This window comes from Acinetobacter haemolyticus (assembly GCF_900406815.1).
GTDB lineage: Bacteria > Pseudomonadota > Gammaproteobacteria > Pseudomonadales > Moraxellaceae > Acinetobacter > Acinetobacter haemolyticus_A.
This window is the reverse complement of record NZ_OVCN01000003.1, coordinates 189,832-213,512: the sequence shown is the minus strand read 5'-3', so window position 1 is coordinate 213,512 and position 23,681 is coordinate 189,832. Positions and strand designations below refer to the sequence as shown.

General features: G+C 39.0%; 23 protein-coding genes, 5 pseudogenes and 1 other annotated feature. Of the genes and pseudogenes, 19 read left to right on the top strand and 9 right to left on the bottom strand.

Going from position 1 to position 23,681, the window contains the following annotated elements:
- The first annotated feature begins 79 nt into the window (after positions 1–79).
- Positions 80–409, top strand: coding sequence for a hypothetical protein (locus DK207_RS03535; RefSeq protein WP_016660660.1), 330 nt, complete (start codon positions 80–82; stop codon positions 407–409).
- A 147-nt stretch (positions 410–556) separates the two neighbouring features.
- On the opposite strand, the pseudogene DK207_RS03530 reads toward DK207_RS03535, so the two are convergent.
- The 4 genes and pseudogenes from DK207_RS03530 to DK207_RS03515 form a co-directional block, all read right to left on the bottom strand.
- A pseudogene (locus tag DK207_RS03530) lies at positions 557–856 on the bottom strand (replication protein); the annotation flags it as partial.
- A complete protein-coding gene (locus DK207_RS03525; RefSeq protein WP_016541972.1) occupies positions 840–1,187 on the bottom strand; it encodes a hypothetical protein in 348 nt (115 codons plus the stop codon). The gene DK207_RS03525 and the pseudogene DK207_RS03530, both read right to left, overlap by 17 nt.
- 332 nt (positions 1,188–1,519) lie before the next feature.
- A protein-coding gene (locus tag DK207_RS03520) for an IS5 family transposase (RefSeq protein WP_109439987.1) occupies positions 1,520–2,342 on the bottom strand; the annotation gives its coding sequence in 2 pieces (ribosomal slippage) (positions 1,520–1,960 and positions 1,962–2,342; 822 coding nt in all).
- A gap of 234 nt (positions 2,343–2,576) precedes the next feature.
- Entirely contained in the window at positions 2,577–2,930 is a 354-nt protein-coding gene (locus tag DK207_RS03515; protein WP_016660659.1) for an antitoxin Xre/MbcA/ParS toxin-binding domain-containing protein, read from the bottom strand.
- Between the two features lie 840 nt (positions 2,931–3,770).
- Between DK207_RS03515 and DK207_RS03505 the strand changes: the two genes are divergently transcribed.
- From DK207_RS03505 to DK207_RS16055, 6 genes are all read left to right on the top strand, one after another.
- Positions 3,771–4,379: a hypothetical protein gene (locus DK207_RS03505; RefSeq protein WP_004679652.1), complete on the top strand. Its 609-nt coding sequence runs from the start codon at positions 3,771–3,773 to the stop codon at positions 4,377–4,379.
- A 30-nt stretch (positions 4,380–4,409) separates the two neighbouring features.
- Positions 4,410–5,990 (top strand): CAP domain-containing protein, encoded by a 1,581-nt coding sequence (locus tag DK207_RS03500; RefSeq protein ID WP_016541975.1) that lies wholly within the window; start codon positions 4,410–4,412, stop codon positions 5,988–5,990.
- 16 nt (positions 5,991–6,006) lie between these two features.
- Positions 6,007–7,248, top strand: coding sequence for a tetratricopeptide repeat protein (locus tag DK207_RS03495; RefSeq protein ID WP_004682117.1), 1,242 nt, complete (start codon positions 6,007–6,009; stop codon positions 7,246–7,248).
- A 168-nt stretch (positions 7,249–7,416) separates the two neighbouring features.
- Positions 7,417–7,668: a polymorphic toxin type 46 domain-containing protein gene (locus DK207_RS03490; protein WP_010589574.1), complete on the top strand. Its 252-nt coding sequence runs from the start codon at positions 7,417–7,419 to the stop codon at positions 7,666–7,668.
- Between the two features lie 3 nt (positions 7,669–7,671).
- Positions 7,672–7,944, top strand: coding sequence for a hypothetical protein (locus DK207_RS03485; RefSeq protein WP_008941961.1), 273 nt, complete (start codon positions 7,672–7,674; stop codon positions 7,942–7,944).
- Complete coding sequence (locus tag DK207_RS16055) at positions 7,945–8,157, top strand: TNT domain-containing protein (protein ID WP_081377758.1); 213 nt, start codon at positions 7,945–7,947, stop codon at positions 8,155–8,157. It abuts the gene before it with no gap.
- 280 nt (positions 8,158–8,437) lie between these two features.
- On the opposite strand, the gene DK207_RS03475 is transcribed toward DK207_RS16055, so the two are convergent.
- Both DK207_RS03475 and DK207_RS03470 read right to left on the bottom strand, forming a co-directional pair.
- Positions 8,438–9,397 (bottom strand): LysR family transcriptional regulator, encoded by a 960-nt coding sequence (locus tag DK207_RS03475; RefSeq protein ID WP_109439986.1) that lies wholly within the window; start codon positions 9,395–9,397, stop codon positions 8,438–8,440.
- A 51-nt stretch (positions 9,398–9,448) separates the two neighbouring features.
- Complete coding sequence (locus DK207_RS03470; RefSeq protein ID WP_016660412.1) at positions 9,449–11,374, bottom strand: sigma 54-interacting transcriptional regulator; 1,926 nt, start codon at positions 11,372–11,374, stop codon at positions 9,449–9,451.
- A 217-nt stretch (positions 11,375–11,591) separates the two neighbouring features.
- Between DK207_RS03470 and DK207_RS03465 the strand changes: the two genes are divergently transcribed.
- From DK207_RS03465 to DK207_RS03435, 7 genes are read left to right on the top strand one after another with little or no spacing between them, the layout of a single operon-like run.
- On the top strand, positions 11,592–12,074 hold the full coding sequence (locus DK207_RS03465; protein ID WP_002058090.1) for an MSMEG_0572/Sll0783 family nitrogen starvation response protein: 483 nt from the start codon (positions 11,592–11,594) through the stop codon (positions 12,072–12,074).
- 24 nt (positions 12,075–12,098) lie between these two features.
- Positions 12,099–13,091 (top strand): Nit6803 family nitrilase, encoded by a 993-nt coding sequence (locus DK207_RS03460; protein WP_109439985.1) that lies wholly within the window; start codon positions 12,099–12,101, stop codon positions 13,089–13,091.
- Between the two features lie 35 nt (positions 13,092–13,126).
- On the top strand, positions 13,127–14,206 hold the full coding sequence (locus DK207_RS03455) for an MSMEG_0568 family radical SAM protein (RefSeq protein ID WP_002058083.1): 1,080 nt from the start codon (positions 13,127–13,129) through the stop codon (positions 14,204–14,206).
- Between the two features lie 10 nt (positions 14,207–14,216).
- Positions 14,217–14,780: an MSMEG_0567/Sll0786 family nitrogen starvation N-acetyltransferase gene (locus DK207_RS03450; protein WP_016541979.1), complete on the top strand. Its 564-nt coding sequence runs from the start codon at positions 14,217–14,219 to the stop codon at positions 14,778–14,780.
- Positions 14,780–15,826 carry a sll0787 family AIR synthase-like protein gene (locus DK207_RS03445; protein WP_016541980.1) on the top strand — a complete coding sequence of 349 codons (1,047 nt, stop codon included), beginning with the start codon at positions 14,780–14,782 and terminating at the stop codon, positions 15,824–15,826. The genes DK207_RS03450 and DK207_RS03445 overlap by 1 nt, the downstream gene beginning before the upstream one ends.
- Positions 15,819–16,109 carry an MSMEG_0570 family nitrogen starvation response protein gene (locus DK207_RS03440; protein WP_008941947.1) on the top strand — a complete coding sequence of 97 codons (291 nt, stop codon included), beginning with the start codon at positions 15,819–15,821 and terminating at the stop codon, positions 16,107–16,109. Before DK207_RS03445 ends, DK207_RS03440 begins: the two co-directional genes overlap by 8 nt.
- A gap of 10 nt (positions 16,110–16,119) precedes the next feature.
- Positions 16,120–17,421 (top strand): MSMEG_0569 family flavin-dependent oxidoreductase, encoded by a 1,302-nt coding sequence (locus DK207_RS03435; RefSeq protein ID WP_016541981.1) that lies wholly within the window; start codon positions 16,120–16,122, stop codon positions 17,419–17,421.
- Between the two features lie 82 nt (positions 17,422–17,503).
- Here the strand turns inward: DK207_RS03435 and DK207_RS15750 are convergent, their stop codons facing one another.
- Together DK207_RS15750 and DK207_RS16035 are read right to left on the bottom strand one after the other, a co-directional pair.
- A complete protein-coding gene (locus DK207_RS15750) occupies positions 17,504–17,746 on the bottom strand; it encodes a hypothetical protein (RefSeq protein ID WP_017396274.1) in 243 nt (80 codons plus the stop codon).
- Positions 17,733–18,535: pseudogene (locus DK207_RS16035) on the bottom strand (tyrosine-type recombinase/integrase); the annotation flags it as partial. The gene DK207_RS15750 and the pseudogene DK207_RS16035, both read right to left, overlap by 14 nt.
- A gap of 71 nt (positions 18,536–18,606) precedes the next feature.
- Between DK207_RS16035 and DK207_RS03420 the strand changes: the two are divergent.
- The 3 pseudogenes from DK207_RS03420 to DK207_RS15920 all read left to right on the top strand — a co-directional run.
- Positions 18,607–18,744, top strand: a pseudogene (locus DK207_RS03420) (transposase); the annotation flags it as partial.
- 50 nt (positions 18,745–18,794) lie between these two features.
- A pseudogene (locus DK207_RS03415) lies at positions 18,795–20,028 on the top strand (IS3 family transposase).
- Positions 19,070–19,186, top strand: a sequence feature (AL1L pseudoknot). It overlaps the preceding pseudogene by 117 nt.
- Before the next feature lie 49 nt (positions 20,029–20,077).
- Positions 20,078–20,185 (top strand): annotated as a pseudogene (locus DK207_RS15920) (serine/threonine-protein phosphatase 2); the annotation flags it as partial.
- A 79-nt stretch (positions 20,186–20,264) separates the two neighbouring features.
- Here DK207_RS15920 and cynS read toward each other — a convergent pair.
- Positions 20,265–20,714, bottom strand: a complete 450-nt coding sequence (gene cynS / locus DK207_RS03405; protein WP_008941922.1) for a cyanase — start codon at positions 20,712–20,714, stop codon at positions 20,265–20,267.
- 280 nt (positions 20,715–20,994) lie between these two features.
- Between cynS and DK207_RS03400 the strand changes: the two genes are divergently transcribed.
- Both DK207_RS03400 and DK207_RS03395 read left to right on the top strand, forming a co-directional pair.
- A complete protein-coding gene (locus DK207_RS03400) occupies positions 20,995–21,804 on the top strand; it encodes a formate/nitrite transporter family protein (RefSeq protein WP_008303564.1) in 810 nt (269 codons plus the stop codon).
- A gap of 51 nt (positions 21,805–21,855) precedes the next feature.
- Positions 21,856–23,580, top strand: a complete 1,725-nt coding sequence (locus DK207_RS03395; protein ID WP_008941921.1) for a bifunctional protein-serine/threonine kinase/phosphatase — start codon at positions 21,856–21,858, stop codon at positions 23,578–23,580.
- Positions 23,581–23,681: the final 101 nt, after the last annotated feature.

The following is a 23,681-nucleotide window of genomic DNA, read 5'->3' as shown; positions in this document are numbered from 1 at the left end:
GGACACTCTTATCGACAAGTCGGTCGGCTGGTCAATCTAAGCAAAAATACCGTGTTGGATATCGTTAAAAGAAGTCGGAGTGAAAATCCTTAGCGTGCTATATTTTCCGTTTCCTGAGACGACCCCTGGTTCAGATCATGGCGAATGGAGTGAACAAGACAGAAAAGATATTGCTCAACTACGTGAATCACACCCTGAACTAGCACACTGGGGCGATTTAGCAATAGGTGTTGCATTTGGTAGCTTCTCCGATGATGTCTTAGAGGTTGGTTGGGGTAATTGGATAATTGGTCAACGTAGTGAAGATTTCTTAACTTATTGTTGTTGGCGACAAATTAAAGGAACTTGGAATTTTGGTATGTTTTTCAAGACACCTAATCAAGAAGTTTTACCAATTTGGAAAAGCTAGGTTTACAACTATATTGTAAAAACTGCTATTTTTCTAAACTGAAAAATTCATTGAGTTTAGAACTGTAATGTAGATTTATTTAATTAGATTTGATGTAAGTTGTTGATTTTACACTTTGCTAGTTTAAGACATTAATGTACAAAGACACAGCCATTTATTTTGTGCTAACTTTTCAATCACAAGAATCCCAGCTCGCTTTAACTTTGCAACAATTCGTTTGATTGTTGAGATGCTGTACACGCCAAGCGTGCTTTGCCACTGTTCATAACTATGGAACCAATATTTTTTTCCATTAAAGGTTTTTCCTTCGTTATTTTCTAAAAAGTAATGCAACTTCTGTAAAAAATTGGCGGCAGCCACGCCAAACGCTTTTGCAAGCGTTGGCGAAGCAATGAGAGGATAGTCTCCAGATACGAGAAGATGATTATTCTTATTGGTCTTGGACATGATTCGCCCCACGTAGCACACGTTGTGCACGTTCAATCATCTTGTGACGTTGATGTGTACGAAATGCCCAGAGCGACGATAAATTGTTATTTTGATTGAGCTTTGCGACTTTAAGAATTTGCTCATCAGTCATTTCATGCATGCATTGACGAATGATTTCATGGGCTTGTTCAAGTTCGTTGAGCAGGGAGTTTGCAGTGTCAACAGCAATATAAAGATTGGCAAGTGTTTGACGTTGAGGATTTGAAATTGATTTGCCCAGTTCAACAATCAGTTGCGAGGCTTGTTGTTTAGATGTGCACGTATTTGCACCATGAAGAATTGCGTTCATAGTCGTTTCCTTGTAGATAAGTTTAATACTTACCCCCATTACTTCTCACGGTAATGGTGGCAGCAAAACAGGGGTGAGAATACCGTTCTACAAGGTACGGCCAGCATAAAGCTGCCCTGTCAAGCTGCCATAACGACTGCTAAACAGTAGACAAAAAAATAGCCGCATAAGCGACATTGTTTTGCGCTTGTAGAATATAACAGGTTCTCACGCCTGTACACAGATTTTGCTGTGTTCAATTAGCTTAACTGGGTATCGCTTGAGCTGTCAACGATGTAATTGGATCTTTTTACATATTTTAACATTAAATAATAGATCTCTTGCGAAAGTCATTATTGAAAATTTATCCGGTTTACCAGTGCAGCGATTAAGTTAATGCGTAAACCGAATCTTTTCCGTCTATTTCGATAGCGTTCACTTAATATTCTAAATGTCTTCAATTGACTATTGATGTGTTCGATCACAACTCGTATTTTTCCAATCATTTTATTGTACTTTTTCTCAACATCAAATAAGGGTATATTCTTCTTTTTCTTTATTGGCATCAATAATTTAAAGCCATCTTGCTCTAATCCGTAGTACCCTAAATCGGTCATAACATATTCACAATGTTTGAATTTCTTAACCGTTTTTCTTGCCAGTTTAATGTCATGCTGACTGCCATTCGATATATCTAGCCCTATGATTTGTTTGCTCTTCGGATGATAGATCACTTGTGCTTTTAGCGTATGTTTCTTCTTTTTACCACTGTAGAACTTACTCTGATTTTTTTTTCGGGCGTTCTATTGAACATTCTGTCGCATCGATAATGACCCAGTTAAAGTGTTCGTCTGCTGTGGTAATGCTTCGTTTTGGCAGAGTAAAACATCTTGATTTCATCAATGCATCTTCAACCTTTTTAATGGTTCGATTCACATTACTTTCAGCGATATGGTAGTGTGCCGCCAATTCCAGTTGAGTACTGTAGTTACGTAAGTAATTGAGCGTTAATAACAACTGATCCTCTATAGCTAAAGTATGAGGACGACCTGATTTCTTTTTGAGTGATTCTGCTTTTTCTAAAACATCTACCATTTCGGTAAAAACTGGTCGAGGTACGCCAACCAAGCGTTTAAATTCAGAATCTGAAAAACGATTTAAGTTCTGATATCTCATGAAACTTAGATTGAGGTGGTTTTTACTTTCGCAAGAGATCTAATGTATTGATTAACCTGAAGATATTTTAAATTTCTGACGGCTAGGAATTTGATTGTGAATCATGTTTGTGGTGGTTTGTTGAGCACAAATTTTAATCTTTGCTGTGTTTTTAACGGAAGTGATGCTAATGATGATCAGAATTTCTAATCAAGCAAATTGAAGCTGATTCGCTAAAAGAATGATTTAAATAAATCATCGATTGTTTAGGGCTTCAACAACTGTTAAGACTTTCTCTAAGCCTTTTCTAGTTTGAATTTGCTGAATCGGGACACCATCGGTTGCGGTATTGAATGCATTCATAAAATAATCAATCCATTCAGAATCATCGCCCGTGAGTGCTGATAAGCTTTGATAAAGGCGAATCAGTAATAATCCAGTTTCACCTTGTGCAGATGCGGGTTCTAATACAGCTGAGAATTCGATTTGCTTCATCGAAGCGAGATCGCGACCTATCACAGCAGCCAGTTGAGTATTACTAAGACCGAGTAAATCCGCAGTTTTCAATATGGCTTCTGCTAAAACCATTGTTGTACTGGCTGAGTTCATTTAATCGACCCGCTGAGCTTTGCTGATTATTTATTCTATCCCATTTAATAGGCTATTTCTGAAGGTGCGTGAGCTTCAGTTTGATCGCTTTAAATCAGCCTGAGCCAATACATTCTTCTTATTAACAGCTCATTAGGCATTGATTCATCTCAATGCGTTGAATGTAAAAGCTGAACTGAGCCTGATTTAATTCTTTATTTTATTGTTTTATTTTAATAGAGAACAACAGTCCATTTTAGCCTCATCCATCAAAGCAAAATGAGCCTATCGATTGGACGAATTTGACCTTATGGGAAAAATCAAAGATTTAATGCGATTACATTTGGCGAATCTAATTGTCTAGATTTTAGTGCTTTGTAAAATTGACTAAAGCGCTGGATAAAATTAATATGAGCTCGCTGGCCTACATTGCCAGTCGGTTTTAGCAGACCGTCCAACACAAGAGCATTAAAGGACTTGTCTTTTAGTGTTTATCCCCTCGTGCCCCTCTGCGGTGGAACGGGAGGGGGACGTCTTCGGACGTGCTGGATTCTTGTGTTCCAGTCTGCTAACCCGCTCTCGTTCTGCCACCATTATTTAGCAGTAATTGGTAGAACTTCTTAACACAAGGAGCTTCTCATGCTGTACCAATCTTTTCTAATTTGTGTTTCACCCCATGTTCAACCTTGTTGTGCTTTGCAACGGGGGCGATACGGCTAATTTTTTATTATTCGTCTGTTATTCAAACAACATTTTTACAAGAACAATCCAACGGTGGACGGCTAAATCACGCCTATAAAAAATAAACCTTTTTATATCTGCTGGTGATTGTGCATTGCATTGAACATGCGGGAAACAACCATGACTGAATTAAGCAAACCCAAAATCATACCCATTGAACACCGTCCACAAAAATCTAAGCTCTTTATAAAATGTGTGGTCTTACCCATCGTGATCTTTCTCATCGTTGCCAAAATCTTCTCCTTTGGTGCTTTCGGTTACATCTTCTTTGGCTTTGACCTGTTCTGGTTTGTGATCCTTTACTACCTTTATGAATATGGAAATACCTACTTTGACGGGATGACTGAACAACTGAAACGTCAAGGAGAAAGCTTTAACTACCAAAACCGTGGTGTTTGGATCAACAGCCAAGATAAAACCATTATTCTGTTTGATCAGTCTGATCAACGCCTCGTCAAATATCCCTTTGATTACATCACTTCCGTTGGACACTACAACTTAGTCGAAGATAACTTTAGAACCACGACCACTGTGATCAGCAATCCAATGATGGGAACACATGTCAATCAACAGGTCCATCGCACACCGATGAAACGAGAGTTTCAAGTCAATATTGGTACACGAGATCCATTCAAACCGAATTACAGCCTAAAAGTCCTATTTCCTTGGCGTAGTCCACAAATGGCCAGTGAAATCCGTCAATTATTATCGGCTGATCATTATCAATAACAACAATATAAAAATTTAAGGCAGTCAATCATGATGATTTCAAAATCGTTCATGCCATCAGTTCTAATGATGGCAATCAGTACAGCAATGGTCGGGTGTGGTAGTGGTTCGGGTGGAGATTCAAGTTCATCCAATGGCGGTGGAACGGATAATCCAGATAATGGCAATCCAATCCCTAAGCCCGTGACCTGTGTTGAAAGCCAATATCTGGAAGAGGGTGTATGTAAAAACAAGGTAGTGCAGAATATTCAGTCACTACCATTCAGTACGCTGATTCAAGGTCAACGCTATCCATTATCGCTGCAAACAGATCAAGGTCTAGTAGTAACGTTTAGCAGTAACACACCCAACATCTGTAGTGTAAGTGGCGGTGAACTTAAAGCGCATAAAGTCGGTCAGTGTAATCTGGTATTGACACAGGCAGGGACGGCAAAAGTTCTAGCACTGAATAGCAGCATGACCGTCAATGTGAGTTGTGCGGCTGAGCAATATCTAGAAAATAATGTGTGCGTGAATAAGCTCAAGCAAACCATTACCCCACTAAAAATCAAATATATCCTGACGGAGAGTGTGTATTCACTGGATACGGAATCCAGTGCCAAACTACCTGTCACGATTAGCAGCCTTTCTTCATCAACCTGTACCTATAGTCAGGGGGAACTCAAAGGGATTGGTGCAGGGTTATGTACCCTTAAACTTACTCAAGAGGGGGATGCTAAAACACTGGCAGCAGAGAGTAAAACCATCAGCTTTGATGTGTTTAAAGCTTCATCTATGGGTGATGCACCCGATATCAATAACTGTTATGCAGGTAAGCTCAGAGCAAAGTTTAGAAATGAGTTTTTACATGAGCTCAATACGGTTCGTGCCTTGCATGGGTTGCCAAGTATTACATACGATTATGCCCATGAAGATGAGATGATGCAGACTGCCCTGATTCTTGCGGCAAACAACATCTTGACTCATTACCCTGAAGCGACCACAAACTGCTATTCAGATATTGGTGCAGTGGGTGCAAAAACCAGTAGTTTGGAAATGGGGGTAAGACAGAATAAATATGACTATTCACCTGCCGAAAGCATTACAAATATGGTGCATGACAAATTAAATCTGTTTGCAGGAGATGTGGGGCATCGCCTCTGGATGCTTAATCCTTTCTTACAAAAATCGGCGTATGGTTCAGTTAATGCGCCATCATTTAAAGATACCCGATTCCCTTATGTGGTCGGTACGTCCTACAAAGTGGTTTATCCCTTCGACAATCCAACCACTGCACCACTCGGTGTGATTGCCTATCCCTACCACAACTATCCAGCCAAATATTATATGGCGGGTTCAATTCTCTCGATTTCAGTTTTAACCGATCAAAAGAATTTCTTTGCCAATCGAAATGTGGATTACGCCAAAGCCACTGTTGTTGTCACTGAACGAAGTAGTGGAGCTAAACAGAAGATCAGCAATATACGCTATGAAAATATCGGAGTTCCTAACCATATCCAATTTAACTTCGACGATTTGAAACTGAATGTGATCTACGACGTCAAACTCAGCAATGTCTTGGTGAATGGTCAGCCTAAAGAATATTCCTACTGGTTTAATGTGAATGATTAATAAGGATAAGAATCAGATGAAAAAATTAATACTCCATCTTGCTGTCGCTAACAGTATGGTAATGACCAGTTCAACAGTATCTGCTGAAACCAAGAAAGTGAACCTGTCGGCAGGACTGAACTATGTACTGTCACAAGTCGTGACCAAAGGAGATAATAATCAAAGTCACCATAATATGGGAATGCTTTACTACTTAGGAAAGAAAGGTGTACCTGTAGATCATAAAAAAGCGGCTGAATGGTTTTCCAAGGCAGCAGTGAATGGTTTTGCTCCTTCACAGTACGCATTAGCAGTCATGTATCTTAATGGGGATGGTGTACCACAGGATGCAAAAAAGGGCGTTACCTTGTTGCAAAGTGCTGCACGGCAGGGACAACCTGAAGCGGTCAAGTTATACAATGTATTGCAGGCTAATAAAGCACAGCAGCTCAATGCTGTTCAAACGACATCAGTACAAACAGCTACAACAGCCATTAAATACTATGATACATCCAAGCTTGAACCTAAGAACTTTAAGCAAGTTGTACTCCCTAACCTAAGTACAGATACCGTTGCTCGAAGTTTTTATAAAGTGACATCATCCAGAGAAAGAGGAAAAGATGATTACTGGGGAAGTGGCAAATACTACTATGTTAATAAGCCTAGCGACTTGGATGATCTCACTGATGCTGTAATCAGTATCGCGCCTATTATTACTTACCAGAATATGCAGGGGGAAGCCCGTTATTTAGTCCCTGTGGAAGTGACTTTAGCAATCGAAGGGAGGATAGAAACTTCACATGCTACACGAGGCACTTTGGAATTATATCTCTTTAAAAAATTGGACAATGGACAATTCCAAATGATTTCAAAAACAGCCCAAGGGGGAATTGAAAGTATAGAGGGATATGGTCGAACCTCATGGAATGCTCAAGAATTTAAAAAGAACTTACAAGCTTTTGGAAACAATACACTAGGAAGCTATACCATTGATGGTTATTACGGCAATGGTTATGGGGAAAGCGTGTGGTCACTTCTTCTGTTAAATGAAGACGACTATATTGTTGAACAAATGTTCGAAGAAGGAAAAGTTTCAGAACAACCAGAGTACGGCTATTCTTCAGCAATCAAAGTTAACAAAAATGGACAACCATTTTATCCATTCCAGATTCAATATCAGGGAACGGATTTGAACGACAATAGTCAGATGGTTAAAGTAAATAAAATTGTACCTTATCAGTATGATAGTAAGAATAAGTTTTATTCAAAGCTGAAATAATACTCGTAAATTAGAATAGCTATATTGATGTCTATCCTCCTGTTTCTAGGTATTGGGAATTGGAGGACACTATAAGAATGAGGAAATATCAGTGAATATTAAACCAATTAAAAATGATGTTGAACTTACTAACGCTTTTATTCGATATTGAAAATAGATGAAAAATATGTGCAACATATTAAAGATGGTAGAATTGGCAATTATTTTGCACCAGTTGGTACTCCAGCAAACCATTTAGGAATTAACCCAGCAGGAAGAGTGCCAATTACTTTTGCTCCAGTAAAGGAAACAGAGGTGCTTAAATCAAAAGCTAAAGAAATTGTTGATACATGGACTGATCCGAATAAACCTTATCCAGCAAAAGGTGGTGGTACACAGTATTTTGTTCCAAACAAAGAAAATTTAAAACAGGTGAAGTGATTAATGAATAAACGGCTAGAACTATTTTATATTGCACTAGAAAAATGCGAGAATCTAATAGGTTTATATCCAGATTTAATTGTGTTGAAATCTATTTATAACCAAATTGAATATTTAATAAGTTTTGAAAAAAATATGGATATTGATAAAAGTCGAATATCTGAAATTATTATTGGGGTACAGACAGTAAGGGAAATTGAACCTTTAGATGATATAGCTTCAGAAATTTTTTATAGGGTAGCTGATGAAGCAAGAAAAATGAATAAATCCATGTGAATTGAAAAACGTGCATTACCTTTTAGCTCATTAAATAAACCTTATAGGCAATATGAAGTTATAAAGCCTATTACTCCTACAGCTGAATCAAAAATCTTACCATGGTTTGGACAACCTGGCCAAGGAACTCAGTATAAGTTGCCAAAATCTGTTCAGGAACTTTTAGATCCTAATAATCCATATTTAAAGGAAATTCGTAATGACAAGAGGTAAGTTAATTCAATATTTGTCTTCGTTGGGAGTGCATGATAGTAGTTATGCTTTCGACAAAATAAAAAATTCTGAGTGCGTAAGCATATTAAAGGAGAGAGAGATGTGGAATGTTTATTATACGGAAAGGAATATTCCTGACTGGCTTTGTTGCATAAATATGTAAGCATCTGATTTAAATAAATTTAATTTTGGATCAAGAAATAATCAAAACTTTTAAAATCATATAGTTATGAAATCTTTGTGCAACAAAGCCCTAATTAATCAAAATTTTTTTGTAGACTCAAGTTTTAGTGCCTGAGTCTATTCTTTCCCAAGGAGGCAATACAGTCCATTGTTCAACGAGGTAATCGATAAACATTCTGATTCTTGGAGACAAATGTTTTTTGCTTGGATAAATAATGCGAATAGGCTCGGGTTCAACTGTATATTTTTCAAGAAGAGGAATAAGTTGGAGCTGATCAATACTTTCTTGTGTGATATAGGTGGGTAGTTGTATGATACCAAACCCTGAAACTGCAGATGCCAAGATAGCATCTGAACTATCGATTTTCATCTTCTCAGGACCTTCAAAAACATAGATCCCCGAGTCTGTCTTGAATTTCCAGCTTCTACGATTGTTGCTACCATTTAGAAAAATTGTATCAAATTTTGCTAAATCTTCTGGAGTTTGGGGGGAACCATGTAATTTAATATATTGTGGTGATGCACATGTCTGCATTTTTTGCCATGCGATGGTCCGTGTTAAAAGTCGAGAATCATCCTTGGGTTCACCAACACGAATACCTATGTCAAAGCCTTCTTCAATGATGTCAACAAAGCGATCTGTAAAAGAAATGTCTGCTTTTAATCCAGGCCATTTTTTTAGAAAGGTGTCTAAAATGGGTAAAATATATCGATTTCCAAGTGAGTGAGGAGCTGTAATTTTTAAAGTACCAATCGGTTCAAGGCGACGTGAAGCCATTACATGATCAACTTCTTCTAAACCTTCTAAACCTTCTAAACCTTCTAAACCTTCTAAAATCTGCTGGCAATAATCAAAGAGAATTTGCCCCTCATCAGTCAAGCTTAAGCTTCGTGTCGTTCGATTTAATAGTCGCACTTTCATTTGTTCTTCTAAACGAACAATACTTTTACCAATAGCAGATCGTGATAAACCTAAATGTTTCGCTGCAAGAGTATAACTGCCATATCTGACTGAAGCTACAAAAGCAGAAATATCACCAATTCTATTGATTTCCATTGCTTTATCCCAATGTGATTATTCATTTGTTGGTAAGGTATTGAATATCCATTAATATTTAATACCTAATTTTTTTAATTTTGAAATCAGTGTCGTTGGATTAATCCCTAAAAGCTTAGCTGCACCCTCATCACCAAAAATTTTACCTTCACATTGTTTGATTGCCAGTTGAAGATTTTCAGTTTCTAACTGTTTAAGCTGTTGTATCGATAGGACTTGCTCAATTGCTGTAGCGTGATTGTGCTGCATAGTCTGAGAGGATTCTTGTTCCAGTAAATATTTAAATGAAACAGCGCCATGTTTGGCAGTAATCAATGCTCGCTCCAACACATTTTGTAATTCTCGAATATTACCCGGCCAGTCATAGTGTTGCAGTTCGAGGATGTGTTTTTGTGAAAAAGGTAAATAAGGCACTTTACGATTTTCACTGATCAGCTTGGTAAAGTGTGAAACTAATAGAGGAATATCTTCTTTTCTATCTCGTAAGGCGGGTGAGTGAATCGGGAATACATTCAAGCGGAAGTATAAGTCTTCACGGAAATTTTTGAGCTTAACTTCTTCTCTGAGATTACGATTAGTCGCTGCAATAATCCTGACATCAACGTGGCGAGTTTTTTCTTCACCAATTCGTTCAAATGTTCCTTCTTGTAATACTCTTAATAATTTACTTTGTAATTCTAGTGGGATTTCACCAATTTCATCTAGAAACAATGTTCCTTGATCTGCAAGTTCAAATCGCCCCGCTCGATCACGCACTGCTCCCGTAAATGCGCCTTTAACATGCCCGAAAAATTCACTTTCAAATAGTTCTGAGGGGATGGCTGCACAGTTAACACGTATAAGAGGTTGTTGTTTACGATGACTAGATTGATGGATTGCACGTGCAATCAGTTCCTTTCCTGTACCAGATTCGCCATAAATCATGACATTGGCATCAGTAGAAGCAACTACTTTAATTTTTTCAATGATTTGTAAAATTGAGGCACTATTTCCCACAATTTCATGATATTGATTCTCTTGTAGTATCTCTTCCTGTAAATATTCATTTTGTTGTTCTAGTCGACTTTTTAAGTCTTGTAGTTCGTTAAGAGCATGGGTGAGTTGTTTTTCTGTATTTAAGCGTTCGCTGATATCTCTAAAGACTACAACTGCACCAATGATCTCGCTTTCACGGATGATTGGTGTACTTGTAAATTCCACAGGAAAAAAACTGCCATCACGTCGCCAGAAAATCTCTTGTATTCCTTCATGTACTACACCATCGTGTACAGCTGCGTAGATTGGGCATTCCTCGACAGGATAGTGCGTACCATTCTCATGAGTATGGTGGTGTATTTTATGGATATTTTTACTAAGCACATCTTCTGGTTTTAATCCTAGCATTCTCGCGCCAACGGGATTTATAAAGGTACATAATCCTTGTTTATCGATACTATAAATTCCATCACCTACTGAGCTTAGCAGCAAATGCTTGCCAGTGTCAGAATCAATAAAAAGTTCTTGTAGAGCTTGCCATTCTTTAAGCCCTGCACGAATGACTTTATCTGCATTTTTATTCAGTTGACGTAGCTCTAAGTCTTTGACATCGACTAAGGACCAAATGAGCAGAGTCTTATTCTTATATGGGATTGAAACAGAGCTGACATCGAATTGAATTTTTTCTCCATTTTTATCAAAAGCATATAGCTCATTATTCCATGCATAGCCTTTAGCTAGTGTTTCTTCTGTAAATGCCACTAAGTCTGGGAGTTGACTAAAATGACCAAAAATAGAGGTGATAGTTTTTTGAATCAGCTCATGGCGTTCATAGCGGAGTAATTTCGTAGCACTAATATTTACATCAATAAACTGATTTTGATGTGGGTCTAAAACGAGTAAGGCTTGAGAGGTGTGTTCAAATGCAAGTGGACGAATTGAATTCTCAGTAGTAACCCAATCGGAAATGAAGTCGGTATTATTCATGCTACGAAATTTCATAGAATAGGTTATGAAATTTCATAATACTACGAAAAATCATAACCTTCCAGCACTATATTTATCATCTAAAAGAGCAGTTTTGAAAATATTAATTATTATATTTCAATGACATAAAAATTAATTCCTACCAGAAAATAGATCTTGGCACAGCTCTCGCAATAACACGGATAGACCAAAACAGTTGGTTGAATCGAAACCGTAGATATGAGGAACGGCTATGCCTAAAGTAGATATTGAACAATACAAAGATGGTGATTTTCTTGTCGATTATGAAGAAAAAGTATTTGAGGATGTAAAAGCTCAGCCGGGTGAAAAAGCATTGGTGACTTTCCACACCGTTGCCTTTGAAGGTTCTATTGGCTTGGTTAATGTCTTACAAGCAAAACGATTATTACGCAAAGGTTTTGAAACCAAAATTTTGCTCTACGGTCCAGGTGTTCAGTTGGGGGTACAACGTGGTTTCCCAACTTTAGGTGCTGAAGCTTTTCCTGGACATTTGGCGGTCAATAATCAGCTTAAAGCCTTTATGGAAGAAGGTGGTGAAGTTTATGCCTGCCGATTCGCATTACAAGCGCTATATGGTCAAACCGAAAAAGCATTAATGCCAGGGATTCGTCCAATCAATCCTTTAGATGTAATGGACTTGAAATTACTGATGCGTCGTGACAATGCACTGATCATTGATACTTGGACTGTTTAAAGATTTAAGAAAGGGGAATAAGACATGAATCAGATTGTAAAAGCAGCAGCAGTACAGTGTAGTCCAGTGCTTTATAGCCAAAAGGAAACCGTACAAAAAATCTGTAATACGATTTTAGAGCTAGGTAAACAAGGCGTACAGTTTGCTGTTTTTCCTGAAACGGTAGTGCCTTATTACCCTTACTTTTCTTTTGTACAACCACCGTTTGCAATGGGTAAGGAACATTTAAAGCTTCTCAATGAATCTGTGGTTGTCCCTTCTGAAGCAACCTTTGCGATTGGTCAAGCCTGTGCTGAAGCAAAAATGGTGGTTTCTATTGGGATTAATGAGCGCGCGGGTGGAACAATCTACAACGCACAGCTGTTATTTGATGCTGATGGCTCGATTATTCAGCATCGTCGAAAAATTACCCCAACTTATCATGAACGTATGGTGTGGGGACAAGGCGATGGCAGTGGGTTGCGTGCGATTGATTCTGCTGTCGGGCGTATTGGGTCACTGGCATGCTGGGAGCATTATAACCCTTTGGCACGTTTTGCCTTAATGGCAGATGGAGAACAGATTCATGCTGCCATGTTCCCTGGTTCATTAGTCGGACAGGTGTTCGCTGATCAGATCAGTGCCACTATTCAGCACCATGCTTTGGAGTCAGGTTGTTTCGTAGTTAATGCGACGGCATGGCTACATCCTGAGCAACAACAACAAATTATGAAAGACACTGGTTGTGAAATTGGTCCAATTTCAGGTGGATGCTTCACTGCTATTGTATTGCCTGAAGGGAAATTTCTAGCCGAACCTGTTACTCAGGGTGAAGGTTATTGTATCGCTGACTTAGACTTTTCATTAATTGATAAACGTAAACGCATGATGGATTCGGTTGGTCATTATAGCCGTCCAGAATTATTAAGTTTATTGATTGATCGTCGTCCGACACAGGTACTACATGAACTTAAAGTCGAATCCTTGGATTTAACAAATCTTGAAAAGATTTCCAGATTTACGGAAGAGCAGGTTTAAGCCTTATTAAACCAATTCTATAGAGAGGGGTGAGTATGTCTGCAATACAACTTTTGACTGATTTGCAATGTAACGGTCTGAAATGGGATGGTGAATTTGGTCTATCTCGTAAAGGCGGTGCAGGGCCAAGTGATCATAAGGCACTCAGCCTAGATGGGCAGACGATGATGATTCCAGTGTTGAATCTAGCTGCACAAGAGTCTCCATACAGTGCCAAAGCTGATCCAGATTCTGACCAAGTGATCGTATTTAAAAACCGGATTCCTGTAGCAACATTAACAGCCCCATCTCGTCCAAAGTTTTATGACTTAACTACAGACGAAGGTATTCCATATGAGCAAATTGCAACTTTGCATAGCCACGATGTCTTGGCAACAACAGTATTACAACATTGCATTCGTATGAATGATAAAGCTACGGCTTGTCAATTTTGTTCGATTGACCAATCTTTAAAAAGTGGTCGTACTTTAATTCGGAAACGTCCTGAACAGCTCGCAGAAGTTGCAAAAGCAGCTGTGGAACTCGATGGTGTACAGCAAATGGTCATTACCACTGGCACACCTAATACTCCAGACCGTGGAGCAGAGATTTTATATGACAGTGTAAAAGCAATATGTGCTGAAGTGAAGTTACCTATACAGGTGCAATGTGAGCCACCCGATGATTTTGCATGGTTTCAAAAGTTAAAAGATGCAGGTGCGGTGTCAATTGGTATGCATCTTGAAGCGGTGAGTGATCGGGTACGTCATAAAATTATGCCGGGTAAAGCAGAAGTTTCAATTAATACATATTTTGCAGCATTTAAGGCGGCAGTTGAGGTATTTGGTCGGGGGCAAGTAAGTACCTATATCTTAGCTGGGCTAGGCGATACAGAAAAAGAAATCATTGAAATGACTGCCAACTTGACCGAGATGGGCGTTTATCCGTTTGTAGTGCCATTTGTACCAATTCAGGGAACAGCACTTGAACATCATTCAAAACCTGAGCAAGCCTTTATGCAGGCACTCTATCCAAAAATTGGTGAGCAACTCCGTCTACATGGGCTTAACTCGGAAGACACTCAAGCGGGTTGTGCCAAATGTGGAGCATGTTCTTCACTGAAAGCTTATGAGTAGGAGAAACAGTATGCAACTTTCTGGTTATCCATGGTTAATAGAATTAAATGAAGACCTTAAACAGTTTGTCACAGATGACATTGTTATCAAGGTGGTCACTGAAGACTGGGAACGTCGTCAATATTATCGCCTGCGAGAGGCAACTTTTCGCGATGAACAAAAGATTCTAAAAGAAGACCGTGATGAATATGACTTTAAAGCTCTAGGTATTGTTGCGATTGGGCAAATGTTTGGTGAGCATGATCATGTCATAGGTGCAGTGCGGATCTTCCCGGATGGAGCAAATACATGGTGGGGTGGGCGTTTATGTGTAGAGCCATTATACCGCCATCATCATGCTATTGGTAAAGCGCTGATTAATGCAGCAGTGTCGACGGCAAAAAATCTAGGATGTCAAACATTCTTAGCGACTGTACAGCAACAAAATGAGCGTTATTTTCAGAAATTATGTTGGAACAGTGTCTGTGAATTAATGGTTGCTGAAATTCCACATATGATGATGCAAGCTCAAATTGAACATTATCCGCTACAGCATGTGGTCATGCAGGCTTATATGCAAAAAGAGGTGGAATGATGATGTCACTCAATCAACTTCTTGAATATTTGAGACAAACTCCAGCTATGCAATCAAAACAGGTGATTGCTAAAAGTGTAATGATCCCAAATCTGGATAAAGTGAATTCTCTGCAAGCTTTATACGCTTATCCTGGAGATGATACTGCCGCTGTTGCTGTCCAAGGACAATATATTTTACATGCGTGTGAAGGGATGTTGCCTGGTTTTGTTGCTAATCATCCTTATTTTGCGGGTTGGTCTGCAGTCATGGCCAATATCAGTGACATTGCAGCAATGGGTGGTCGTGCATTATCTGTTGTAAATAGCTTTTGGCATACAAATGTTGGGCATGCTCAATTATTAATGCAAGGCATGCAAGATGCTTGTACTGCTTATGATGTTGCATTGATTGGTGGGCATAGCAATATCGCTGAAAGTTATCAGCCTGCTTTATCCGTTGCCATTCAAGGAACAGCACAGAAATTATTGTCGGTTTTGCATGTTAAACCACAGCAAAAGATTTTGATTGCTTTAAATCTACAAGGTCAATTTCATCCTAACACTGTCTATTGGAAATGCTTTGAACGTGTATCGGGACGTATTTTGCAAGCACAGCTCTCAGTAATGCCGCAACTTGCACAACAAGGAATCGTATATGCCGCACGCGACATTAGTAATGCAGGCATTTTAGGCAGCCTGCTCATGCTACTTGAGGCAACGCAAAGTGGCGCAGACATAGACCTTCAAAAAATTCCAAAACCACAAAATGTGGACTGGCAGACGTGGCTGCAAATCTTTCCTAGTTATGGTTTTTTGCTGACAGCTGATGAAGGCGAATGCGAAGAAATCATTGAATTATTTGACAGTCAGGGTATCTGCTGTGCAGTGATTGGTGAAAGTAATGCCAGTGGAAAAGTTTATGTGCATGATCAGAAGCAAAATGCTCAATTTTGGGATTTTCATCAGCAAACATTTACTGGTTTTAACTATGCTGAAATTTTAAAAAAGTTAAAGGCTCAGTCGGATCCGATTGAGCCGATAGAGAAGGAGGCAGCATATGCCTAGCGTGAATTTTACCGTGAAATGGCCGAATGGCGAGCTGATTCAATATTACTCTCCATCCACGGTGATTTATGAATATCTAGCTAAAGGACATTCATATCCAGCAATACAGTTTTTAAAGTTGGCTGAAGATGGGTTATCTGCTGCATCAGAACGAGTACGAGTACGTTATGGCTTTGCATGTAGTTCAGCCATGGACAGCCTATCCACGATTAAACGCCAAGCTAACTTATTCGCCTTAAAAGACGAAGACCAAATTGAAATTACTGAAATGCACAATGAATAAGGGGAACAAGATGCTTAATATGCAAATTCAAGATTTACAACCAAATTATGATGTCGTGATTGTTGGTGGTGGCCAGGCAGGGTTATGTATCAGTCATTATTTACAAAAAGCAGGAATTGATCATGTGATTCTAGAAAAAGAATCAGAGTTGACCCATAGCTGGCGCAGTAAACGGTGGGATAATTTCACTTTGGTTACCCCCAATTGGCAATGTTTGCTTCCAGAGCATCCATATAACGGCAATGACCCTGATGGATTTATGAAAAAAAATGAAATTGTTGAATATCTCGACGACTTCATTGAAAAACTGAATCCACCAGTTTTATTGAATGTTCAGGTTAAGCATGTTGCAAAAATTGCACCTCAACACTTTGAAATTGAAACCAGTTTAGGCACAACGACTGCGAAACAATTAGTTGTAGCGGCTGGTGGTTATCACACCCCAATTTATCCAAAACTAAGTGATCAAGTCCCTGAACAAGTGTTGGTAATGCATTCAGAACAATATTTTAATGTGGAACAGTTACCTGAAGGTAATGTCTTGGTTGTCGGTTCAGGACAATCAGGTGCCCAAATTGCAGAAGATTTACATTTGGCAGGTAAAAAGGTTTATCTTTCTACGGGAGATGCACCACGCTGTGCGCGTTTTTATCGTGGTAAAGACGTAGTGAAGTGGCTTTATGAAATGGGTTATTACGAAACAACCGTCAAAGATCACCGATATAGTGAAGAGGTTCGTAACAGCACTAATCATTATGTGACTGGGCGAGATGGTGGTCGTGATATTGATCTACGTAAATTTGCATTAGAAGGTATGCGATTGTTTGGACGATTTGAGGACTATAAGGAAGGACAGTTTGTCTTCCGTCCAGATTTAATCCAGAACCTAGACATGGCAGATGCAACTTACAATCGTATTAATGCCTCTATTGATGACTATCTAGAGAAAAATAATATTGTGACTGAAGAGCCAGCATCTGTATATCAGCCACTTTGGCAGCCAGAACAGGAAATTACCCATATTGATTTAGTTGAAGAGAACATCACTTCGATCATTTGGTGTATCGGATTTAGACCAGACTATTCTTGGATTGATTTAGATATATTCCAGACAAATGGATATCCAAAACATGATCGCGGTATTACCGTTGACCCTGAAGTAAGCTTTATTGGTTTACCTTGGTTAAACACATGGGGTTCAGGACGTTTTATGGATGTTGCTAAAGATGCTGAGTTTATTGCTGATCATCTCATTCAACAATTAAATGTTACACCACAGCATATATCCTCAACATTATCATCATTGGCCTAATTATCAGGTAGCTGAATAGTCTCAACTTTCGGCTGCATCAAATCTCCAATATTGTTAAAAAACATAGGATAGCCATAATGAATCAACAACCTTTTGTAATTAATACTAATACTGAACCATGGGAATTTCTTCCTGTTCCATTTTTAAATAGTGAACTTCCCGTTAAAACCTGCTTAGCATGTCCTGATACAGGAATGATGATTTGGAAACGGCTTTGTTGCACAAAGATTTGAAATGCAAAGCGCCCTAATTGAGCTAAATTTAAGGCGTAACTTAGGTAAGTGGTCGACCTAATTCCGTGTCGAGGCATTTCAATTAATGCCATTTCGCACTTGTTGCAAAATCCAATCCTCATATTCTTGTAGTGTTTCTTGTAGCATATCCATAGGTCGTACGATGTAGTGCCTTACAACTAATGCACTTGGTTTATGACCTGATATCTGTGCTAAAGATCCTTCATTGATTTTTGCCCAAATAGCTAACGTTTTATATGATCTCCTCAATCCATGGGGAGTAAGTTCAATATTTAGTTTTTTACATATTTTCTCTAAGCTATCGTAAGGATTGACAATATGACCGCATTTAGCACCCTTACTGCTAAATATGAATTTAGAATCAGAATTTTTCCTTAGTTCTAAAAATAGGCTTTCAACATATGCCGTCAGAGGAATTAGGCGACCTTCATCTTCAATTTTATCTCTAACTTTTGCTGTTTTCCAACGAAAATCGACATCTGTCCATTTTAATGAAAGCAGCTCATTCTTTCTGCAACCAGTGATTAAACTACATATCAAAAAATCGCTATTTTTCTACTAGTTAACTTATTTACCTCTTCAAACCATGGTTTTAGATGCTGTTTCATCAAACAATCATTCTTGGCTTTTGGGGAAGGGACCTTATCTTTAACTTTTTTTGAGTTGTATGATTTTGGAGGCACTAAGTTTTCATAATCCTCGTGTTCCTCGCACCAATTCAGGAAAGCTCGTGTAAGTCTGTATGCTTTAGCTGATGTTGTTGGACGGAAGTCATTGTGATCAAGCCAATCGCAAAATACATCTTCAGTTAATTCAGAAAGTTTGTACTCAAACAGTTGAAAAATGGGTTGACTGGTATAGGTAATCCCCCCTAAAAATAAAAGGAAGTAAAAGTAGAATTTTCTCTTAAGATTAGAGCAGGAGATTCTGCATGAAAACATCTAAATTTACTGACAGTCAGATCATGTCTATTTTGAAACAGGCGGAGTCTGGCACGCCTGTTACTACCCTGTGCCGTGAACATGGCATGAGTAATGCGACTTTCTACAAGTGGCGTGCTAAATATGGCTGAACCGTACCGGGTTTGTCGGAGAGTCAATATTCTGAGAGACTATCCCGATGACAAAATTAAAATATACCCCTGAAATCAGAGAAAGAGCGGTTCAATTATTGATTGAATCTGAAAAAGATTATCCTTCTACTTGGGCTGCAATCACAGCAATTGCGCCTAAGATCGGTTGTACTCCTGAAACACTTCGTGCCTGGCATCAAAAGCATTTAGATCAGCAAAATCCTATTAAAGTACAACAGATATCTGATCAAGAAAAAATGAAGCAAATGGAACGTGAAATTAAAGAATTAAAGCGTGCCAATGAAATTCTACGTAAAGCAGCCGCTTTTTTCGCCCAGGCGGAGCTCGACCGCCCACACAAGTAATGGTGGATTTTATCCATAACAATAAAGATCAATATGGTGTTGAAGCGATTTGTAGGATTTTACCAATCGCACCTTCAACCTATTACCGGACTCTAGATCTCACAGTAAATCCAGAACATCGAGCGAAACGAGATCTACATGATGAGCATCATGCTGAACAAATTAAACGAATTTGGAAGGAAAGTTTAGGTCGATATGGCGCACGTAAAGTCTGGCAACAACTGAAACGTGAAGGCTCTGTTATTGCACGTTGTACAATTGCTCGATTGATGCAAAAGCTAGGTATACAAGGTGTTTGGCGTGGTAAGAATAAACAAACCACCCGTAACCGAGATGACCAAAAACGGGCAGATGATTTAGTGAAACGTAATTTTAATGCTGATCATCCAAACCCTTGCGAAGCAATGCTTCTCAGGTGGGTGACTTCACGTATATTCAAACAAATTCAGGCTGGGTTTATACTGCATTTATTATTGATGTCTTCTCACGAGCAATTGTTGGATGGAAAGTATCGACACGGATGAATACAGATATGGTGCTCGATGCACTGGAGCAAGCATTGCATGATCGAGGCATGCCAAAGAACGTGATTCATCATAGTGACAGAGGTGTGCAATATCTTTCCATTCGTTATACCAATCGTTTAGAAGCAGCAAATTTACGAGCATCAGTCGGTACGACCGGTGATTCATACGATAATGCTTTGGCTGAAACGGTGAATGGCTTATACAAAACAGAGGTGATTGAATATTTAAAAGCGGATTGGCAAGGTTTAGCGGATGTACAACTTGCGACACTAAGCTGGGTAGATTGGTTCAATAAAAAGCGTGTACATAGTGCACTAGGTTATGTGTCACCTTTTGATTTTGAAGCAATGTACTATCATAAAATTAACCCATTAGGTCAGGTGGCCTAACTTAAATAAAAAAGTCTCCGACAAACCCGGTACGGTTCAGTTCAAAACCTATTTAGGGCATACCATTGTGAAAAAACATACCCAGATTGATAACTGTCACTATATTGATGTCGGTTCCTCTTATACCCAGAAGCTGTGTATAGTCAAAATTAAATAAGGATAAAGACGGTGATATAAAAGATCTCCTTACGAAGAAATGAAAAGCCATCAATATGATGGCTTTATCAAACGATTAATTAATAGGTTTTATAAGGTAAAAACTTGCCAGACAATACGACATTTACCCGGTCACCGTTCGGGTTTTCCTCACGCTGAATATTCATGCTGAAGTCGATTGCGCTCATAATGCCATCACCGAATTCTTCATGGATCAGCTCTTTAATAGTCGAACCATATACATTTACAACTTCATACCAGCGGTAAATTAAAGGGTCCGTAGGCACACTGGTCGGTAAAGAGCCTTTGTAAGGTACAATTTGCAGCCATGCTACTGCCTCATCACTAAGGTCAAAAATCTGACCAATTTTCTCTGCCTGCTGTTTATTAAATGCCATTTGTCCCAGGCAGGCAGCCGTTACCCATTCTTTAGAAAGACCAATCTCTTTGGCAACATCTGACCACTTAATTGACTTTAAAACTTTCGCTGAAATGATCATGTCAGTTACTTGTTGACGATGGGTAATCATAATCCTCTCCAAATTATTATCAAATGAATGTATGCAGAACGCATAATGCAGATATCATGCCAACAGCATTCTAGAGTTCATGCTAAATAGAAAATGAATATTTAAGTGATTGTTAATTATTTGTGGCATAGCTTTTGCTTATATTTCGATATACATGGCAACGACGCCATTCACCATTACCTGTTCTAATATTCAAGGCAACGGCGCCTAAGGTCTTCAATGATCTTAGGCGTCTTTTTTTCGAAAAACAGGTCCGTATATTGAAAAAGAGGACGACAACATGGCATATCTTGCTCCTGCGGAGTTTGCAAAAAAAGTAGTAGATGCGGGTGAATCCAAATTGCATATGGCAACCCGTGATGTATTGATTCGTGCCTTTATGGCAGGGGCCATTCTGGCCTTGGCAGCGGTATTTGCCATTACCATAGCCGTGCAAACAGGATCACCATTGATTGGTGCGCTCCTGTTTCCAGTTGGTTTTTGTATGTTGTATTTATTGGGCTATGACCTATTAACTGGGGTGTTTGTACTTACGCCGCTGGCATGGCTAGATAAACGCCCAGGGGTGACATGGGGACGTATTCTAAAAAACTGGGGCTTGGTGTTTGTAGGGAACTTTACAGGCTGTTTAGTCGTTGCGGTGCTCATGGCAGCGGTTTATACCATGGGTTTTGCAGCGGATCCAAACCCTGTCGGCGTAAAAATTGCGCATATTGGCGAGGAGCGGACATTAGGTTATGCCGAATACGGATTCGCCGGCTGGATGACTATTTTTATCCGTGGCATGCTGTGTAACTGGATGGTGTCATTAGGTGTCATTGGCGCGATGATGTCTACTACGGTGAGTGGCAAATTTATTGCCATGTGGATGCCAATTATGCTGTTCTTTGCCATGGGCTTTGAGCACTCTGTCGTGAACATGTTCCTGTTCCCATTTGCCATGATGATGGGCGGTGACTTCTCGATTGCTGACTACTTCCTATGGAATGAACTGCCGGTTGCTTTAGGTAATCTGGTGGGCGGTTTGGCATTAACAGGTCTGGCACTTTATACCACCCATGTCCGTACTGGTGTTAAAAAAGAATTTTAACATTCATCATTTTATAAAGGGATCATATAGATCCCTTTTTGAGCTTTCAGCATGAAAAAAACATTAAAAGTCACTATTGGGCAATATTCTACTGCCGGAGTTAAACAACAGAACCAGGATTTCCATGGAGTATATCTGCCCGAAGGACATGTGCTGAAACAGAAAGGTATTGCATGTGTTATAGCGGATGGAATCGGTAGCAGTAATGTCAGTCATCTTGCAGCAGAAACAGCCGTTGGTAGTTTTTTATCTGACTATTATTCTACTTCAGATGCCTGGAGTACACAGACTTCAGCAGAACGAGTGATCCGCGCGACCAATTCATGGCTTTATGCACAGACTCAACAAAGTCAAGGACGTTTTGATAAAGACCGAGGGTATGTCTGTACCTTATCTGCACTGATTTTAAAACAGCAACAAGCCCATGTTTTTCATGTTGGTGATAGTCGTATTTACCGCATTCGCGATCATGAAATTGAATTACTAACCCATGATCATCGTGTCTGGTTGTCTTCCAAAGAGCATTATCTTAGTCGAGCCTTAGGTGCGGATTATCGTATTGAAATTGATTATCGAAATATTGAACTCAAAGAAAAAGATATTTTTTTACTAATGACCGATGGGGTCTATGAATTTGTCACAGATCAACAATTATTAGATTTAACTTTAATAGATGCAGATTTAAATCAACTTGCCAAAGGATTAGTTGAAAAAGCTTTAGAACAGGGCAGTGATGATAACTTAAGTTTCCAGGTGATCCGTGTAGAACAGTTGCCTGAACTGAATCAGTTTCATATTCAGCAGGATTATGTATTTCCACAACAGCTCAGTAAAGGTGAAGTTTTTGAAGGTTATGTGATTGATAAGATTTTGCACCAAAATCATCGCAGTTGCCTGTATTTGGCACACGATACTCAGCAGCAGCCTTTGGTCATAAAAACTTTGGGGGTAGATTTACAGCAAGATAAAAATGCCGTAGAGCAGTTTCAACTCGAAGATTGGGTATCGAAACGTCTGAAACATGACAACCTGATGCACTGTTATCCACATAACACTGAGAAAAAATATTTATTCCAATGTTATGAATATTTGCAGGGTGAAACCTTGGCTCAATGGCTGCATCGCCAGGAAAAGCCTTTAAAGCTCGATGATATTTTACCAATTTTGCAACAAACGGCCTTGGCTTTAAATGCAATGCACCGGCTGGAGATGCTGCATCAGGATATACGGCCAAAGAATATCATGGTTTTAAATGCAGAAAATGCCATGAAAATTAAACTGATTGATTATGGTTCAACAGCAGTAAGAGGCCTGGTCGAAATTAATCCTAAAAATGCGAATCGACCACTCGGAACCTTAGCATTTATGGCACCGGAGTATTTTATTGATCATTCGCCATCTGTACATTCAGACCAATTTTCTTTGGCGGTCATGGCCTATTATTTACTCACCAAACAATTACCTTATGGCACAGATTTAGCTCGCTGTAACAGTTTAAAGCAGCTTAAAAAAGTTCAATATCATTCCATCAGGAAATATCGGCCTGATTTACCTATATGGTTAGATAAAATTTTAGGCCAAGCGCTGAGTATTGAACCGACACATCGTTTTGAGGCCTTGTCTGAACTCATTCATAATCTAATGCATCCTTCCAAAGAATTATTAAACTCTAAACCACCAGCAATCATTGAACGAGATCCTTTACGTTTTTGGCAAATGAGTTGCGCCGTATTAGGGCTATTATTTTTACTGAGTATTGCATGGCCATTTATTTGAAAAGATAGGATCAAACCATGCTTAAAATTGAAGGTACATAGATAAGTTTTTATTCAAACAGCTTTGTTGCACAAAGATTTGAAATGCAAAGCGCCCCTAAT

Excerpts from the sequence above, each read along its gene's own strand:
- DK207_RS03525 (WP_016541972.1), bottom strand. The coding sequence starts at position 1,187 with ATGAACGCAATTCTTCATGGTGCAAATACGTGCACATCTAAACAACAA.
- DK207_RS03515 (WP_016660659.1), bottom strand. The coding sequence starts at position 2,930 with ATGAACTCAGCCAGTACAACAATGGTTTTAGCAGAAGCCATATTGAAA.
- DK207_RS03505 (WP_004679652.1), top strand. The coding sequence starts at position 3,771 with ATGACTGAATTAAGCAAACCCAAAATCATACCCATTGAACACCGTCCA.
- DK207_RS03500 (WP_016541975.1), top strand. The coding sequence starts at position 4,410 with ATGATGATTTCAAAATCGTTCATGCCATCAGTTCTAATGATGGCAATC.
- DK207_RS03495 (WP_004682117.1), top strand. The coding sequence starts at position 6,007 with ATGAAAAAATTAATACTCCATCTTGCTGTCGCTAACAGTATGGTAATG.
- DK207_RS03485 (WP_008941961.1), top strand. The coding sequence starts at position 7,672 with ATGAATAAACGGCTAGAACTATTTTATATTGCACTAGAAAAATGCGAG.
- DK207_RS03475 (WP_109439986.1), bottom strand. The coding sequence starts at position 9,397 with ATGGAAATCAATAGAATTGGTGATATTTCTGCTTTTGTAGCTTCAGTC.
- DK207_RS03470 (WP_016660412.1), bottom strand. The coding sequence starts at position 11,374 with ATGAAATTTCGTAGCATGAATAATACCGACTTCATTTCCGATTGGGTT.
- DK207_RS03465 (WP_002058090.1), top strand. The coding sequence starts at position 11,592 with ATGCCTAAAGTAGATATTGAACAATACAAAGATGGTGATTTTCTTGTC.
- DK207_RS03460 (WP_109439985.1), top strand. The coding sequence starts at position 12,099 with ATGAATCAGATTGTAAAAGCAGCAGCAGTACAGTGTAGTCCAGTGCTT.
- DK207_RS03455 (WP_002058083.1), top strand. The coding sequence starts at position 13,127 with ATGTCTGCAATACAACTTTTGACTGATTTGCAATGTAACGGTCTGAAA.
- DK207_RS03450 (WP_016541979.1), top strand. The coding sequence starts at position 14,217 with ATGCAACTTTCTGGTTATCCATGGTTAATAGAATTAAATGAAGACCTT.
- DK207_RS03445 (WP_016541980.1), top strand. The coding sequence starts at position 14,780 with ATGATGTCACTCAATCAACTTCTTGAATATTTGAGACAAACTCCAGCT.
- DK207_RS03440 (WP_008941947.1), top strand. The coding sequence starts at position 15,819 with ATGCCTAGCGTGAATTTTACCGTGAAATGGCCGAATGGCGAGCTGATT.
- DK207_RS03435 (WP_016541981.1), top strand. The coding sequence starts at position 16,120 with ATGCTTAATATGCAAATTCAAGATTTACAACCAAATTATGATGTCGTG.
- DK207_RS15750 (WP_017396274.1), bottom strand. The coding sequence starts at position 17,746 with ATGGCATTAATTGAAATGCCTCGACACGGAATTAGGTCGACCACTTAC.
- cynS (WP_008941922.1), bottom strand. The coding sequence starts at position 20,714 with ATGATTACCCATCGTCAACAAGTAACTGACATGATCATTTCAGCGAAA.
- DK207_RS03400 (WP_008303564.1), top strand. The coding sequence starts at position 20,995 with ATGGCATATCTTGCTCCTGCGGAGTTTGCAAAAAAAGTAGTAGATGCG.
- DK207_RS03395 (WP_008941921.1), top strand. The coding sequence starts at position 21,856 with ATGAAAAAAACATTAAAAGTCACTATTGGGCAATATTCTACTGCCGGA.